Below are 15,498 nucleotides of genomic sequence, written 5' to 3'. Positions count from 1 at the left end.
GCCGGTGATCGATCCTCGACGGCTGCCGGTGCTGCGCGCGCTGGCCGACCACGGAACCGTGACGGCGGCGGGGAGGGCGCTGCACCTGACGCCGTCCGCCGTGTCGCAGCAGCTCGCCGCGCTGGAGGCCGAGACGGGGCTGGAGCTGCTGCGCCGGCGCGGGCGTCGGGTGTCGTTGACGGCCGCCGGTGAGCTGCTGGTCGGGCACGCCAACGCCGTCGCAGCGGAGCTGGAGCGGGCGAAGGCGTCGTTGGCCTCGTTCGCCGAAGGGGCCGCGGGCCAGGTGAAGATCGCCGGTTTCGCCTCGGCGATCAGCCAGGTGGTGGCACCCGCCATCGCCTCGCTGCGGCGGACCGCGCCGGAGCTGACGATCGTGGTCCGGGACGTCGAGGGGCACGCCAGCCTGCCGCTGCTGCTGGACGGCGAGATCGACCTGGCGATCACCGAGGACTACCGGCCCGACGACGTGCGGATGACCCGGTTCCCGCTGTACGCCGAGCCGTTCGACGTGGTCGTGCCCGCCGACCACCGGTTGGCCGAGCGGACCACGATCGACCTGCGCGACCTCGCCGACGAGGACTGGGTGGCGCCGTTGCCGGGGAACCCGTGCCGGGACGTCGTCACGGTGGCCGTGCCGCACGCGCGGATCGTGCACACCTCGGACGACTTCCGGGCCGTGGTCGCGCTGGTCGCCGCGGGCGCGGGGGTCGCGCTGGTGCCGCGCAACGCGCTCGCGGACGTGCCCGGCGCGATCGTCGTCCCCGTCCGGGGGACGCCGCCGCTGCGCCGGGTCTACGCCGCCTGCCGCCAGGGCAGCGAGGGCCACCCGCTGATCAAGGCCGTGGTGGACGCCCTAGTGGGGGGCCCTGGCCGCGACCTTGGCTGACGCCGGGTCGTGCGCGCCCAGTGCGCCGCGCGCGGCGAGCTGGCACACGTCGAGGCTGGTGGTGGCGAGCTTCGCGCCCACGCCGGCGAGCGCGGTGTGGTTCATCGACAGGCTGGTCACGCCCATGCCGGTGAGCACGCACGCCAGCAGCGGGTCGGCCGCCGCCTCGCCGCAGACGCCGACCGGGGTGCCGGTTTCCACGCCGACGTCGCCGATGAGCTTGATCAGGCGGATCAGCGCGGGCTGCCACGGGTCGTTGAGCGCGGCCACGGCGCCGACCTGGCGGTCCGCCGCGAACAGGTACTGGGACAGGTCGTTCGTGCCGATCGACACGAAGTCGACGACGGCGGCGACCTCGCGGGCGGTCATCGCGGCGGCCGGGATCTCGATCATCACGCCCGCCCGTGCGATGCCCGCGGCGCGGGCACGTTCCACGAACCACGACGCCTCGGCGGCGGTGGCGACCATGGGGGCCATGACCGACACCTCGGCGCCGCTGTCCTTCGCGGCGAGCGCGATGGCCTCGAGCTGGCGGTCGAGGACCTCGGGCCGGTCGAATGCCACGCGCACGCCCCGCACGCCGAGCGCCGGGTTCGGCTCGGGCTCCGGCTCCAGGAAGGCGAGCGGCTTGTCGGCGCCCGCGTCCAGCGTGCGGACGACGACGGGCTTGCCCGCGAACGGCGTGAGCACGGCCGCGTAGGCCTTGCGCTGCTCCTCGACCGTCGGTTCCTCGGTGGCGGACAGGAAGCAGAACTCGGTGCGGAACAGGCCGACGCCCTCGGCGCCCGCGGCTGCCGCGGCGGCGGCGTCGGCGGGGGAGCCGACGTTGCCGAGGACCTTGACGCGGTGGCCGTCGCGGAGGATGCCGACGCCGTTCCAGGTGGGCTTGCCGGTGTTGCCCGCGGATCGGACGGTGCCGTCGGACTCGCGCACGTCGCCGGTGTCGCCGTCGACCGCGAGCGCGGCCACGTCGAGCGCGAGGACGCCGCGCACCGCCACCACGGCGGGGATGCCGAGCGAGCGGGCGAGGATCGCGGTGTGCGAGGTGGGGCCGCCCTCCTCGGTCACCAGCGCGAGGACCTTGGTCGGGTCGAGACCGGCGGTGTCGGCGGGGGCGAGGTCGCGGGCGACCAGCACGCTCGGGCCCGCCAGGTCGGGGACTCCGGGTGCGGCCAGGCCGAGCAGTTCGGCGACCAAGCGGTCGCGGACGTCCTGGACGTCTCGGGCGCGTTCGGCCATGTACCCGCCGGCGGCCTGGAGCATGGTGATGAATCCGCCCGCGGCCTGGTGGACCGCGCGGGCGGCGGGCAGCGACTCGTCGGTGACCAGCTTCTCGGCCTGGGCTAGCAGGGACGGGTCCGATGCCATCGCGGCGGTCGTCTCCAGCACCGCCTTCGCGTCGCCCTCGACGGTCGCGGCGCGGGCGAGCAGCCGTTCCACCACGACGTCCGCCGCGGGCCGGATGCGCGCGGCCTCGGCCTGCGCGTCGGCGGGCGCGGGAGTGGCGGGGGGCTCGCCCAGTGGTTCGGCGACTCGGACAACGGGGCCGGAAGCCCGACCGGAACTGACACCGACACCGCTCAGGCGCGCGCTCGACATGGTCTAGACCATACCCTTCGGGTGGGCTGCGATTCCGCCCAGTGTGACGTGGACACCAGGTGTCCGGCAGCAGGCACGGCCGAGCCGGACGTCAGAACGGCACCCCGCACCGGAGCAGGACGTTCGCGAACGGCGTCGCCTCACCGGTGCGGACGACCAGCCGGGCCGCGGCCGTGCGGCGCTTGAACTCGGCGTGCGGCACCCGCTGCACGTCCGGCAGCCGCTGGAGGATCGCCGCCGCGCAGAGCGGGTTCGCGTCGTCCACCTCGCTCGCGACGAGGGCCCGCTCGACCACGAGTTCCGCCAGCAGGCCGTCCAGCACCTCCAGGAACGACGGCACGCCGAAGGTGAACGCCAGGTCGACGACCGCCGGACCGGGCGGGATCGGCAGGCCGCAGTCGGCGACCACCAGCTCGTCGGTGTGCCCGAGGCGGGCCAGCGCGCCGCTCAGCTCGGCGTGCAGGATGCCCGACCGCTTCACGGCAGCACGTCGGCGGCGGCCGGGTACGACGGCTGGGCACCGGCCCTGGTCACCGAGGTCGCGGCCACGCGCGCCGCGTACCGGGCGGCTTCGACGAGCTGGTCGCCCGCCGCGAGCCGGGCGGCGAGCGCGCCCGCGAACGCGTCGCCCGCACCGGTCGTGTCGACCGGCGTCACGGCCGGTGCGGGCACCTCGACCACGCCGTCGCGCGTGACGACGGCCGCACCGCGCGCGCCGAGCGTGACCACGGCGGACCGCGGCCCCAGGTCGAGCAGCGCCTCGAACGTCGGCGCGAGCTGGGCGGCCTCGTGCTCGTTGACGATCAGCGGGTCGAGCAGCGCCAGCGTCGACGGCGACAGCGGCGCGACCGGCGACAGGTTGAGCACCGGGCGGACGCCGTGGCGCGCCGCCCAGGCCACGCCGTGCTCAACGGTCGGGACCGGGACCTCCAGCGAGCACACCAGCACCGACACGCCGTCCGGCGACACGCCGTCCACGTCGGACGGGGCCACGTCGCCGTTCGCGCCGGGCGCCACGACGATCGAGTTCTCGCCGTCCGGCGTGACGGTGATGTAGGCGATCCCGGTCGGCCGGGCTGACGTGCGCACGAACGCCGTGCGCACGCCGGACGAGGCGAGCGAGGAGCGCAGCAGCTCGCCGTACTGGTCGGACCCGACCGCGCCGAGCAGGTCGACCGACGCGCCGACGCGGGCCGCGGCGACGGCGGTGTTCGCGCCCTTGCCGCCGGGCATCACGACGGTGTCGCCGCCCAGCACCGTCTCACCACCACCGGGCCGCCGGGCGACCTCCACGACGAGGTCCGCGTTGGCCGATCCGAGCACCAGTACCGAGGTCACTTCTTGAACTCTGCCAGGTTCTTCTTGGTCACGACCTTCACCTCGACGTCGACCACCTGCTGGACGGCCTCGCCCTTGGCCGCCTTCACGGCCTGCTCGACGGCCTTGCGGCCGAGGACCTTGGGCTGCTGCGCGATCGTGGCGGTCATCGTGCCGTCCTCGACGGCCTTCAGCCCGTCCGGCGTGCCGTCGAAGCCGACGACCTGCACCTGCGTGCCCGCCTTGTCGCCGAGCGCCTTGATCGCGCCGAGCGCCATCTCGTCGTTGTCGGCGAAGACGCCCTTGATGCTCGCGTTCGCCTGGAGCAGGTTGGTCATCACGTCCAGGCCCTTGGCCCGGTCGAAGTCGGCCGGCTGGCTCGCGACGACCTTGATGCCGCCGGAGTTGAGGCCCTGCTCGAAGCCGCGGCCGCGGTCGCGGGAGGCGGACGCGCCGGGGATGCCCTGGAGGTGCACGACCTCGCCGCTGGTGGCGCGGCCGAGTTCGATGGCCGCGAGGCTGCCGCCCTGGACGTTGTCGGAGGCGACCTCGGAGACCACCTTGCCCTCGTCGACCGAGCGGTCGACCGCGACGAGCGGGATGCCCGCGTTCTCGGCGGCCTTCGCCGCGGGTGTGGCCTGCTTCGAGTCGACCGGGTTGATGATGATCGCCTTCAGGCCCTGGGTCGCGAACGTCTGCACCTGGTTGACCTGGTTCGTCGCGTCGTTCTGCGCGTCCACGACGGTCAGCTTCACGCCCAGTTCGGCGGCGGCCTCCTCGGCGCCCTGCTTCAGCTCGACGAAGTAGGGGTTGTTGAGCGTCGACACGGCGAGACCGATCGTGACATCGCCGCCCGAGCCGGTCGCACCCGATCCGCACGCCGCGGTGAGGGCGAGGGCGGACGCGGAGAGCGCGGCGACCGCGACCTTGCGGGGGAAGTCCATGGTTGTTCCTTTCCTAGCGGGTGCTGCGGCGGCGGAGGGTGTCCAGCAGCACGGCGAGTGCGATGACCACGCCGATCACGACCTGCTGCCAGAACGGGGAGACCTGCAACTGGTTGAGCCCGTTGCGGAGGACGGCGAGCACGAGGGCGCCGATCAACGTGCCGGACGCCCTGCCGACGCCACCGGACAGCGAGGCGCCGCCGATGACGACGGCCGCGATGGCGTCGAGTTCGTAGCCGACCGCGGCCTGCGGTCCAGCGGAGGCGAGGCGGCCCGCGAGGAGCATCCCGGCGACGGCCGCGAACAGGCCGGACAGCGCGTAGATGACGAGCTTCTGCTTGCGCACGTCGATGCCCGAGAGGCGCGCGGCCTCCTCGTTGCCGCCGATGACGTACATCGCGCGGCCCTGGTAGGTGCGGGTCAGCACGAACGCGGTGAGGCCGAAGAACACCAGCATCACCAGCAGGGGAACCGGGAGGAACGGCGTCAGGTTGGAGCCCAGCTCGCTGACGACGTCCGGCGTGGCCAGCGGCGTGCCCTGCGAGACGACCAGCGTCAGGCCGCGGGCGACGCTGAGCATCGCCAGGGTGGCGATGAACGCGGGCAGCCGGCCGTAGCTGACCAGCGCGCCGTTGACGAGACCGGCGACCACGCCCGTGGCCAGGCCGAGCAGCAGCGCGAGCGGACCGGGCAGCCCCGCCTCGGTCGAGCTCCACGCGCCGACCATCGCCGACAGGGCCGCGACGCTGCCCACGGACAGGTCGATGCCGCCGGAGACGATGACGAACGTCGAGCCGAACGCGAGCACGGCGACCACGGCCGCCTGCACGCCGACGTTGAGCAGGTTCTGGGTGCTGAGGAACGACGGCGCGAGGACCGACAGCGCCACGACCAGCACCAGGAGCCCGCCCAGCGCCCCGTTGTCGGACAGGACCTTGCGGGCGTTGATCGAAGTCGTCATGCGGGGATCTCCTGAACGGCCAACGCCATCACCTGGTCCTGGGTGGTTCCGACGGCGGGGAGTTCGCCCGCCACGCGGCCGTGCGCCATCACGACGATCCGGTCGCTCATCCCGATCACCTCGGGGAGGTCGCTGGAGACCAGCAGCACGGCTCGTCCGGCCGCGGTCATCCGGTTGACCAGCTCGTAGATCTCGACCTTCGCGCCGACGTCGACGCCCCTGGTCGGCTCGTCGAGGACGAGCACCTTCGGGTCGGCGAGCAGCCACTTGCCGATGACGACCTTCTGCTGGTTGCCGCCGGACAGCTCGCGGACCTCCTGGCCGAGGCCGGACGTCTTGACCCGCAGCGCCGACGCCATCCCGGCGGCCTTCTCGCGCTGGCCCCCGCGGTCGACGACCCCGAACCTGGTCGCGGACCCGAGCGTCACCAGCCCGAGGTTCTCGCCGACGCTGGACGTGAGCACCAGCCCCTGGCCCTTGCGGTCCTCCGGCACCAGGCCGAGCCCGGCGCGCACCGCGGCCTGGACGTCACCGCCCGCCAAGCGCTTGCCACCCACTTCGACGTGCCCGGAGTCGTACCGGTCCGCACCGAACGCGGCGCGCACGACCTCCGTGCGGCCCGCTCCGACGAGGCCGGCGACGCCGACCACCTCACCGGCGCGGACCTCGATCGACACGTCTTGGAAAACACCGTTACGGGTCAGGCCGTCGATCTTCAGCAGCACCTCGCCGGGGTCCTGCCGGTGCCTCGGGTACTGCTCGGAGATCGACCGGCCGACCATCAGCTCGATCATCTCCTCGACGCTCGCGCCCCTGGGCAGCACGCCGACGCTGCGACCGTCGCGGAGCACGGTGCTGCGGTCGGCGATCCGGCGGATCTCGTCGAGGTGGTGGGTGATGAACACGAGCCCGACACCCTGGTCGCGCAGCTCGGCCATGATCTCCAGCAGCCGGTCCGTCTCGGTGTCGGTGAGCACGGCCGTCGGCTCGTCCAGCACGAGCACGCCCGCGTCCTGGTCGAGCGCGCGGGCGATCTCGACCATCTGCTGCTGGGCGATGCCCAGGTGCTTGAGCTTGGTCCGCGGGTCGACCGCCAGCCCGACCCGGTCGAGCAGGGCGACGGCGTCCCGGCGCATCCTGGCCTGGTCGACCACGCCGAACCGGCGCGGCGGGCGACCGAGGAACAGGTTCTCCGCGACCGACAGCTCCGGCACGAGCGTCAGCTCCTGGTAGATCACCGCGAGCCGCACGCCGTCGGCGAGCACGACCTCGCCAGAGTCCGGGCGGTGCACGCCCGCGAGGACCTTGACCAGCGTCGACTTGCCCGCGCCGTTCTCGCCGAGCAGCACGTGGACCTCGCCGGAGCGGACGTCGAAGTCCACGCCGTCCAGCGCCAGCGCGCCGGTGAAGCGCTTGGTGACGCCGGTCGCCCTCAGCAGCTCAGCCACGACCGGTCTCCCCGCACGAGCCGCGCTTGACCAGGCGGGCGGTGAGGTCGACGTCCGGCGGCTGCTCGTCCGCGATCAGCGCGATCAGGCAGCGCGCGGCGGCCCGGCCCATCTCCACCGTCGGCTGGGCGATGACCGTGAGCGGCGGGTCGAGCAGCGGGAACCACGGCTGGTCGTCGTAGACGGCGATGCCGACGTCACCGGGCACCGACAGGCCGAGTTCGCGGACCTGCTCCAGCGCGCCGAGGCCCATCAGGTTGTCCATCGCGACCAGCGCGGTCGGCCGGTCCGGCAGCCCCATGAGCTTCGCCGCGGCCTGCTTGCCGCTCTCCCAGCGGAAGTCGCCGTGCACCACGTGGTCCGGGTGCACGGGGTGGCCCAGTTCGGCGAGCGCGGAGCCGAACTGGGCCAACCGCTCCCGACCGGTGCTGGTGTCCGACGGACCGGCGATCACGCCGACCCGCTCGTGACCGGCCCCGACCAGGGTCGCGGCCAGGTCGGCGAGCGCCTCCGCACCGTCGACCCGGACGACCGGGCAGTCCGCGCCCGGCACCGACCGGTCGAGCAGGACCAGCGGCAGGCCGGTCGCGACGACCTCGTCCATCCACGCCGCGTCGTCGGTGGCCGGGCAGACCAGCAGCCCGTCGACGCGGCGGTCCAGGAGGGTGCGCACGTAGGTGGTCTGCTGCTCGGCGCTCTCGTCGGCGTTGGCCAGCACGACGCAGTAGCCGTGGGCGCGCGCCTCCTGCTCGACGGCGCGGGCGATCTCGGCGAAGAACGGGTTGACCAGGTCGCTGATCACCAGCCCGAACGTCTTGGTCGCGGTGGTCCGCAGCGACCGGGCGAGCGCGTTCGGCCGGTAGCCCAACTCCTCGATGGCGGCCAGCACGCGGGCGCGGGTCTCCTGGGTCGGAGCGGCGTGACCGTTGAGCACGCGCGACACCGTCGCCGTGGACACCCCGGCGTGGCTCGCGACATCCTTCATCGTCGTCACGCTGCGCACCTCCTCGTGCACTGGAATCGATTACATGACCCAGTTAATCGGTTACACAGGGGTGTTCGTCAAGTTCATCGATTCAGCTCGGTAATCACATCGTCATCAGGATGAGTAGAGGTACGGATCAAAAACGGACATCCAGGCCTCAAGCTGAGCGCATGACTGGACCAGACCCGCTGTTGCGCCTAGCCGATGAGCTGGGAGAACTCGGCCGCAAGCTGGGTGACGTCGGCATGGAGCTCCGCAGGCTCCAGGTCAAGGAGCTCACCGGGGCCCCCGAGGGTCAGGGCATCGGCGCGGCGGCGCAGACCCAGGTCGCCGCCGCCCAGTTGGAGGCGGCCAAGGCGGCGCTCGCCGCGTCCACGCAGCCCCAGGCCCCGTACGTGCCGGGTCAGGTCCGGACCACACCCGCCCAGGGCGACCAGCCCGCGACGGCGACCCCGGCCGAGGCCCCCGCCCAGGCCCAGCCACAGGTCCAGGCCCAGCCGGGTCAGCCGCAACCGCAGGGTCAGCCGGGTCAGCCGCAGCCGCAGCCGCAGGGTCAGCCGGGTCAGGGTCAGCCGGGTCAACCCCAGCCGCAGGCCCAGCCCGGTCAGCCGCAGCCACAGGGCCAGCCGGGTCAGCCGCAGGTGCCGACCACGCCTGGTCAGGGCGTGCCCTCGCAGCCGTCAACGCCCCCGCGGCCGTTCCACCCCGTGCAGCCGGTCCAGGAACCGGCGTACGCGTTCGCCGGTCCCGCTCAGCCGCTGCCCGGCCAGATGCCGTGGGGTTCACCAGCCGGGCCGCCGCCGCCGCAGCAGCCGTGGCCGGGCCGTCCGACCCCGCCGCCCGTACCCCGCAAGACGCTGATCGAGCGGCTGGGCGAGGACGGCGCGGGCAGCAAGCTGCTCGCCTGGGTCGGCGGCGTGGTGACGCTGCTCGGCGTCGTGCTGCTGCTGGTACTGGCCGTGCAGCGCGACTACCTCGGCCCGCTGCCCCGCGTGATCGGCGGTGCCGCGCTGGCGGTCGTCCTGATCGGGATCGGCCTGCGGCTGCACCGCACGGAGACCGCGCGCACGGGTGCGTTCGCGCTGGCCGCGACCGGTGTCGCCGCGCTGTACCTGGACGTGGTGGCGGCGACCAAGATCTACTCGTTCCTGCCGTTGTGGGCCGGACTCGCCGTCGGCCTCGCGGTCGCGCTCGGCGGCCTGCTGCTGGCCATGCGCTGGGACTCGCCGACGTTCGCCATCGGCGTCGTGGTCGCCTGCGCGGTGCTCGCGCCGGTACTGGCAGGCGGCTTCACCCCGCTGCTGGTCGGCTTCCTGCTGGTGCTCAAGACCGCCGCAGCCCCGGTGCAGTGGCGGCGGAACTGGCCGTGGCTCGCCATCGCCGCGGGAGCGCCCGCGGTGATCGGCTCGGTGCTGGCGATCGGCTTCGCGGTGCCCGCCGGGGAGCAGGCGCCGACGGCGGCGATCATCCTGCTGACCGCGGTGGTCGGCGTGCTCAGCTCGCTCATCTCGGTCCGGCGCCGCCCCGAGGACGTCGTGTCGGTGATCATGGTCGCCGCGTCGCCGGTGCCCGCGCTGCTCGCGACCTCGCTGCTGGACCGCGTGTGGGCGACCGCGATGGCGGGCGCGATCACCGTGCTGATGGTCGCCCTGTGGTCGGTCGGCCGGAAGTCGCTGCCCGCGCCGTACGTCACGGCGGCCGGTGTCGTCGCCGTGTTCGGCCTGTTCCAGACCACGGCCCTCGCACTCGACGGCAGCGCGCGAGCGGCCACCGTGCTGTTCGAGGCGCTGCTGCTGATCGTGCTCGCCGACCGGACCGCCTCGCGCGGCCCGCTGCTGGGCGGCGCGGTGTTCGGCGGTCTCGGCCTGCTGCTGGCGGGCCAGGCGATCCCGCCGAGCCTGCTCGCCGAGGCTCCGCGGCTCGCCCTCCGCACGCCGGGCACGCTGGTGGGCGGGATGCTGACCGCGCTGGTCCTCGCGCTCGTCGCGGTCGCGCTGCCGTGGGTGGCCAGCCGTCGCGGGGTGCTCGCCGATCCGGGGAAGAGCCCCGTCGCACTCGTCGCCGCGGGCCTGGTCCTGCTCTACGCCGCCGCCGGGTTCGTGCTCAGCGCCGCGCTGCTGGTGTCGCAGACACCGAGCGGTTTCCTGTTCGGGCACACGGTCGTGACCGTGTCGTGGACGGTCGCCGCGCTGGTGCTCCTGGTCAGGGGGATCGACGTCCTGCCGCTGCGGATCGCGGGCCTGGTGCTGGTCGGCGCGGCCGTCGCGAAGCTGGTGCTGTTCGACCTCGCGGCGCTCGACGGGATCGCCAGGGTCGCCGCGTTCATCGGTGCGGGCCTGGTCCTCCTCACGGCGGGCACCCGTTACGCCAAACTGGTGGCGATCCGGCGAATTCCGGCGAATTCGTAGCCGTTCGACGCCGAAATGCCTACTTTTCCGCATCCCTGGTGGTAAGTCTCGGTTGGTCGGGGTTCGACCAACCGGTGCAACGCATCGGGAGGGGTCCGGCGTCGGTCGTTTCGCCCCCCGAGCGACCGGCGTCGGGCGCACCGCCAACCCCTCTGTCCTCGCCACTCGTCCGGGTTGTGAAATCACCCGGACGAGGGACGAAAGTGGAACGGCTCCACCCGCGGGTGTTCCCATTCGCGCCATGTGGGCGCAGAGCACGGGCGGACCCCGCCGATTCGGTACGGCGGTCTTCTCCCTCGCCGCGTTGGTCGTGGTGTCCGCGGTGCCCGCAGCGTTCGCCGAAGGTCCCCCGCCCGCCGTCGACCCGGCGTCCAGCGGCCGCTCGCCGCACGCGTACGTGGTCGGCAGGGAGGGCCAGGTCCAGGTCGTCGACACGGTCGGGGGGAAGGTCCTCGCCACCGCCAGCACCGGTGGGCGGACGACCGGTGCCGCCGTCGCCCCGGACGGCCGCCTCGTCTACGTGGTCAACGGCTGGACGGGCGTGATCAGCGCGATCGACTCGGCCACCGGCGCCGTCGTGGACCGGCTGAGCACCGGCATCCAGCTCGCGCAGGCCGTGATGACCCCGGACGGCGCGCGGCTCTACGTGACCGGCGCCTCGGACGGCGGCGTGATCGCCGTGGTCGATCCGCGGAAGTTCCACCTCACGGCCCTGATCAGGGTCGGCGGGCAGGTCCAGGGCATCACGATCAGCCCGGACGGGCGGCTGCTGTACGTCGCGGGCAGCCAGGACGGCACGGTGACCGTGGTCGACGCCCGGACCCTCACCCGGCAGGCCGTCATCGAGGTGGGCGGGATGCCGCAGCACCTCGCCGTGAGCCCGGACGGCCGGACCGTCTACGCGAGCGTCCTGCACCTCGGCCGGGAGCCGCGCGCCACGCTCGCGGTCATCGACGCCCAGGCGCGCGAGGTGGTCGGGTCCGTCGAGGTCGGCAGGGGCGCCGGGGCCGTGGCCGTCACGCCGGACGGGACGCGCGTGTACGTGGCGCTGACCAGGCAGCGGGCCGTCGCGGTCGTGGACGCGGCGACCCGCGCGCTGCTGCGGACGCTGCCGTACGACGCGCGGGGGCTGTCGAACGCGCCCGGTGACCGGCGGATCTTCCTGGCCACCGGGTCTTCGACGACGGTGCTGGACGGGTCGGACGACGCCGAGCTGGCGACGTTCGAGCTGGAGGAGGTCGTCCTGCCGGGGATCACCGGGACGGCCACCGAGTTCGAGGCGACGATGGTCGCTTTCGCGCCGGACTCAGCCCAGCGCGGGAACTGACACCCCGACACCGCCGCGGCGGTCGGCGCCGTACGCCTCGACCTCCGCGTCCAGGTCGAGCCGCCGGGAGCCCTTGAAGGCCTTCAGCTCGTCGGTGAGCCGGTCGGCGGGCACGAGCCAGCAGACCTCGAACTCGATGCCGTCGACGTCGCGGGCGTAGAGCGCCTTGGTCGTGCCGTGGTCGGACTCGCCGACGAGCGCGCCGTGCTCGACCAGCCTGGCGCGGGTGGCCCGCAGCTCGCCGAGCGTGTCGACCTCCCACGCCAGGTGGTAGAGGCCGACGGACGTGCGGCCCGCGGGGGAGTCGACCGCCTGGGGGCCGATGGCGAACAGGCCGAGGTCGTGGTCGTTGGTGGAGCCCGCGGCCTGGAGGAACGCCGCCTGGCCCGCCATCTCGGTGATCACCTTGAAGCCGAGCACGTCGCTGTAGAACGCGACCGCCTTCGGGACGTCCCGGACGTAGAGCACGGCGTGGTTCAGGCGCTGGATCGGCATGGCGGGCTCCTATAGTTGAATCCTCAACTACCACAATACCCCGTGGTAGTTGAGGATTCAACGCCCTGAGCCTCAGCCCACCGGCTGCGGTTCACGCTCCCGGACGGGCTCGTCCTCGTCGTCCACGTCGCCGCCCTCGTGGATCGCCATCCGCTCCTGGACCTTGCGCAGCGGACCGGGCGCCCACCACGCCGCGTTGCCGAGGAGCTTGAGCACGGCGGGCACGAGCAGCATCCGGACGACCGTGGCGTCCAGCACGAGCGCCAGGATCATGCCGACCCCGACGAACCGCATGATCGTGATCTGCGAGAACGCGAACGCCCCGATCACCACGCTCAGCAGCAGCGCGGCGGCGGTGATCACCCGACCGGTCTTGGCGAGACCGGTCGCGACCGCGTCCTCCGTGCTCGCGCCCTTGCTCCTGGCCTCGACCATGCGCGACAGCAGGAAGATCTCGTAGTCCGTCGACAGGCCGAACACGATGGCCGCCATCAACACGACGATGCCGGACTCCAGCGGCGCGGGCGTGACGCCGAGCAGCGAGGCGCCGTGACCGTCCTGGAAGATCCACACCAGCACGCCGAAGGTGGCGGACAGGCTCAGCGCGCTCATCACCATGGCCTTGATCGGCAGGACGAGCGACCCGAACGCCAGGAACATCAGCACGAACGTCGCGCCGATCAGCAGCAGCGCCATCCACGGCAGGTTCGCGGCGATGGCGTCCAGGCTGTCGGACACGAGCGCGGTCGGACCGCCGACGAGCACCTCGGAGCCGTCCGGCACGGCCAGCGCGCGCACGTCCTTCAGCGCCTGCTTGGCCTGGTCGGAGTGCGCGTCACCGCCGTCGAGGCCCGCGGCCAGCGCCCAGACGCCGTCCTTCGGCTCCGAGGTGATCTGGGCGGTGTCGACGCCGGGCACGTCGCCGATCTCCGCCGCGTACGCCTGCACGGCCGCCGCGTCCGGGTTGCCGGAGATCACGACCTTGAAGCCGTTGCCGCCCAGCGCCTTGAAGTCGGAGTTGATCGTCTCGGCGGCGACGCGGGCGGAGTTGCCCTCCGGCAGCACCTTCTCGGTGACCTCGCCGAACTTCACGCCGAGGAACGGCGCGCCGAGCGCGAGCAGGACACCGATGATCGGCACGGCGACCAGGACCGGCCGCTTCATGACGCGCCTGCCGAGGGTCTCCCAGCCGCGCCCCTCCTCGCCCTTGGCGGCGCGCTTGCGCCACGGCATGGCGAACTTGTCGACGCGGTGGCCGAGGATGCCGAGCAGCGCGGGCAGCAGCGTGAGCGAGACGACCGCGGCGATGGCGACGGACGACATGCCGCCGTAGCTCAGCGACTTGAGGAAGCCCTGCGGGAACAGCAGCAGGCCCGCGAGCGCGATGACCAGGATCGTGGAGGAGAACGCCACCGTGCGGCCCGCGGAGGTGACCGTGCGGCGCACGGCGTCCTCGACGGTGCGCCCGGCGGCCAACTCCTCGCGGAACCGGCCGACCATGAACAGCCCGTAGTCGATGGCCATGCCCAGGCCGAGCAGGCTGGCGACGTTGACGGCGAACGAGTTCACGTCGGCGCCGAGCGAGACGAGGTGCAGCACCCCCAGCGAGCCCATGATCGACAGGCCGCCGACGAGCACCGGCAGCGTGGCGGCGACCAGTCCGCCGAAGATGATGATCAGCAGGACCAGCACGATCGGCAGCGACACGGCCTCGGCCTTGGTCAGGTCCGACGCGGTGATGTCGTTGATCGCCTTCTGGGTCGGGATCAGGCCGCCGACCTGCGACTCGACCCCGTCGACCGCGAGCTGGTCGGCGATCTGCTGGTACTGCTTGATCTGGGCGTTCGAGTCACCGGCCTGGAGGGTGAGCGCGGCCAGCGCCTTGGTCTTGTCGGCCGTGCTGAACGTCGGGAGCTGGGTGTTCCAGTAGGAGGCCACCTGCTTGACCGCGTCGCTGGGCAGCCCGTCGAGCTGCTTGGCGATCTTGGCCGCGACCTCGGGCGAGTCGACCGTCGTCCCCTGCGGCGCCGTGTAGATGACGATGACGTCACCGCCCTGGCGGCCGAACGCGTCCTGCGCGACCTGGGTGGCCCGCGCCGCCTCGCTGCCCGGCGCGTCGTAGCCGCCCTGGCTCAGCCTGTCGAAGACTCCGAGTCCCCAGATGCCGCCTCCGACGGAGAGCAGCACGATCGCGACCAACACCACCCAACGGCGGTGGTAGGCCAACGAGCCCCACTTCGCGAACAAGTTCGTCCTCCTAGGCTGAATGGCGTTACGGTTCTGCAAACAGCGTCAACTTCGTAAACACCGTTCACTGAACTTGGCCGACGGTACAGACGTGAACAACCCGATGGGGTGACATATGACCCAGGCCACTCGCCGCGAACGGCTCCGTGCGGAGACCGAGCGTGACATTCGACGGCAGGCACGCGCCCTGTTGGTGAACCACGGCCGCGAAGCCGTGACGCTGCGTGCCATCGCCCGAGAGGTCGGCATCACCGCCCCGGCGCTGTACCGCTACTACGACTCGCGCGAAGACCTGCTGCGCCACCTGTGCGACGACATCTGCCAGGACCTGGAGGCCGAGCTGAACTCGGCGCTCGAACCACTGGGCGGGGACGCCGGCACCGAGCAGGTCTACGCGGTGTGCCGGGGTTTCCGCAGGTGGGCGCTGGCGCACCCGCAGGAGTTCTCCCTGGTGTTCGCCTCGACCGAGAACGTCATCGGACGGCGCGACACCGACGGGGAACCGCGGGTCGGCGACCAGTTCGGCAAGGTCTTCCTGGACGTCGCCAGCAGGCTGATCCTCAAGCACGAGCACCCGCACGGTCTCGCGGCGCCGGAACCGCCGGAGGTGCTGCACGCCGACCTGCGGGCGTTCCAGCAGGTGCTGATCAAGACGGTGACCGCTCGCGGCGTACCGGTGGACGAGGAATCACTGCACCTGGGCGAGATCTTCCACCTGCTCCAGGCGTGGGTGCGGCTCTACGGGCACGTGGCGCTGGAGGTGTTCGGGCGCTTCCCGTTCGCCGTGTCCGACCCGGAGCCGATGTTCGACGCGATGCTGGGGAGCATCTTCATCCCCATGGGCATCGAGGAGTGACGGCGCGGGGTGCCGCCAGGGCACC

Annotated in this window: 13 protein-coding genes; 4 read left to right on the top strand and 9 right to left on the bottom strand. The window is 72.7% G+C overall.

The genetic code is table 11. The annotated features are described in order from the left end of the window. Window positions 1-4 precede the first annotated feature (4 nt). Entirely contained in the window at window positions 5-886 is an 882-nt protein-coding gene (locus tag NZH93_RS42910) for a LysR family transcriptional regulator (RefSeq protein ID WP_259629087.1), read from the top strand. Here NZH93_RS42910 and ptsP read toward each other — a convergent pair. The 7 genes from ptsP to NZH93_RS42875 form a co-directional block, all read right to left on the bottom strand. Further along, the gene (ptsP, locus tag NZH93_RS42905; protein WP_259629086.1) at window positions 854-2,485 is read right to left on the bottom strand and encodes a phosphoenolpyruvate--protein phosphotransferase; all 1,632 of its coding nucleotides are present in this window, start codon (window positions 2,483-2,485) and stop codon (window positions 854-856) included. The two genes, NZH93_RS42910 and ptsP, sit on opposite strands and share 33 nt — an antisense overlap. Window positions 2,486-2,576: 91 nt before the next feature. Next, window positions 2,577-2,966 (bottom strand): D-ribose pyranase, encoded by a 390-nt coding sequence (gene rbsD / locus NZH93_RS42900; RefSeq protein WP_259629085.1) that lies wholly within the window; start codon window positions 2,964-2,966, stop codon window positions 2,577-2,579. After that, window positions 2,963-3,823, bottom strand: coding sequence for a ribokinase (locus NZH93_RS42895; RefSeq protein WP_259629084.1), 861 nt, complete (start codon window positions 3,821-3,823; stop codon window positions 2,963-2,965). The genes rbsD and NZH93_RS42895 overlap by 4 nt, the downstream gene beginning before the upstream one ends. Beyond that, the gene (locus NZH93_RS42890) at window positions 3,820-4,746 is read right to left on the bottom strand and encodes a substrate-binding domain-containing protein (RefSeq protein WP_259629083.1); all 927 of its coding nucleotides are present in this window, start codon (window positions 4,744-4,746) and stop codon (window positions 3,820-3,822) included. The genes NZH93_RS42895 and NZH93_RS42890 overlap by 4 nt, the downstream gene beginning before the upstream one ends. Before the next feature lie 13 nt (window positions 4,747-4,759). Next, entirely contained in the window at window positions 4,760-5,707 is a 948-nt protein-coding gene (locus tag NZH93_RS42885; RefSeq protein ID WP_259629082.1) for an ABC transporter permease, read from the bottom strand. Further along, on the bottom strand, window positions 5,704-7,155 hold the full coding sequence (locus tag NZH93_RS42880; protein WP_259629081.1) for a sugar ABC transporter ATP-binding protein: 1,452 nt from the start codon (window positions 7,153-7,155) through the stop codon (window positions 5,704-5,706). The genes NZH93_RS42885 and NZH93_RS42880 overlap by 4 nt, the downstream gene beginning before the upstream one ends. Beyond that, a complete protein-coding gene (locus tag NZH93_RS42875) occupies window positions 7,148-8,140 on the bottom strand; it encodes a LacI family DNA-binding transcriptional regulator (RefSeq protein ID WP_259629130.1) in 993 nt (330 codons plus the stop codon). The genes NZH93_RS42880 and NZH93_RS42875 overlap by 8 nt, the downstream gene beginning before the upstream one ends. A 170-nt stretch (window positions 8,141-8,310) precedes the next feature. Here NZH93_RS42875 and NZH93_RS42870 point away from each other — a divergent pair, with 170 nt between their 5' ends. Together NZH93_RS42870 and NZH93_RS42865 are read left to right on the top strand one after the other, a co-directional pair. Continuing rightward, window positions 8,311-10,548: a DUF2339 domain-containing protein gene (locus NZH93_RS42870; protein WP_259629080.1), complete on the top strand. Its 2,238-nt coding sequence runs from the start codon at window positions 8,311-8,313 to the stop codon at window positions 10,546-10,548. A 241-nt stretch (window positions 10,549-10,789) separates the two neighbouring features. Beyond that, a complete protein-coding gene (locus NZH93_RS42865) occupies window positions 10,790-11,875 on the top strand; it encodes a cytochrome D1 domain-containing protein (RefSeq protein ID WP_259629079.1) in 1,086 nt (361 codons plus the stop codon). Here NZH93_RS42865 and NZH93_RS42860 read toward each other — a convergent pair. Together NZH93_RS42860 and NZH93_RS42855 are read right to left on the bottom strand one after the other, a co-directional pair. Then, window positions 11,855-12,370, bottom strand: a complete 516-nt coding sequence (locus tag NZH93_RS42860; RefSeq protein WP_259629078.1) for a VOC family protein — start codon at window positions 12,368-12,370, stop codon at window positions 11,855-11,857. The genes NZH93_RS42865 and NZH93_RS42860 overlap by 21 nt on opposite strands. Window positions 12,371-12,442: 72 nt before the next feature. Continuing rightward, window positions 12,443-14,617 carry an MMPL family transporter gene (locus tag NZH93_RS42855; RefSeq protein WP_259629077.1) on the bottom strand — a complete coding sequence of 725 codons (2,175 nt, stop codon included), beginning with the start codon at window positions 14,615-14,617 and terminating at the stop codon, window positions 12,443-12,445. Window positions 14,618-14,732: 115 nt separating this feature from the next. Here NZH93_RS42855 and NZH93_RS42850 point away from each other — a divergent pair, with 115 nt between their 5' ends. Beyond that, on the top strand, window positions 14,733-15,473 hold the full coding sequence (locus NZH93_RS42850) for a TetR/AcrR family transcriptional regulator (protein WP_259629076.1): 741 nt from the start codon (window positions 14,733-14,735) through the stop codon (window positions 15,471-15,473). Window positions 15,474-15,498 lie beyond the last annotated feature (25 nt).

Source organism: Umezawaea endophytica (assembly GCF_025061645.1).
In the GTDB taxonomy this organism is placed as follows: Bacteria; Actinomycetota; Actinomycetes; order Mycobacteriales; family Pseudonocardiaceae; genus Umezawaea; species Umezawaea endophytica.
This window is presented reverse-complemented; position numbering and strand designations above follow the sequence as displayed.

Bases quoted from the DNA above. Each gene is read 5' to 3' on its own strand.
- NZH93_RS42875 (WP_259629130.1), bottom strand. From the start codon at position 8,140: ATGAAGGATGTCGCGAGCCACGCCGGGGTGTCCACGGCGACGGTGTCG.
- NZH93_RS42865 (WP_259629079.1), top strand. From the start codon at position 10,790: ATGTGGGCGCAGAGCACGGGCGGACCCCGCCGATTCGGTACGGCGGTC.
- NZH93_RS42850 (WP_259629076.1), top strand. From the start codon at position 14,733: ATGACCCAGGCCACTCGCCGCGAACGGCTCCGTGCGGAGACCGAGCGT.
- NZH93_RS42860 (WP_259629078.1), bottom strand. From the start codon at position 12,370: ATGCCGATCCAGCGCCTGAACCACGCCGTGCTCTACGTCCGGGACGTC.
- ptsP (WP_259629086.1), bottom strand. From the start codon at position 2,485: ATGTCGAGCGCGCGCCTGAGCGGTGTCGGTGTCAGTTCCGGTCGGGCT.
- NZH93_RS42870 (WP_259629080.1), top strand. From the start codon at position 8,311: ATGACTGGACCAGACCCGCTGTTGCGCCTAGCCGATGAGCTGGGAGAA.
- NZH93_RS42885 (WP_259629082.1), bottom strand. From the start codon at position 5,707: ATGACGACTTCGATCAACGCCCGCAAGGTCCTGTCCGACAACGGGGCG.
- NZH93_RS42890 (WP_259629083.1), bottom strand. From the start codon at position 4,746: ATGGACTTCCCCCGCAAGGTCGCGGTCGCCGCGCTCTCCGCGTCCGCC.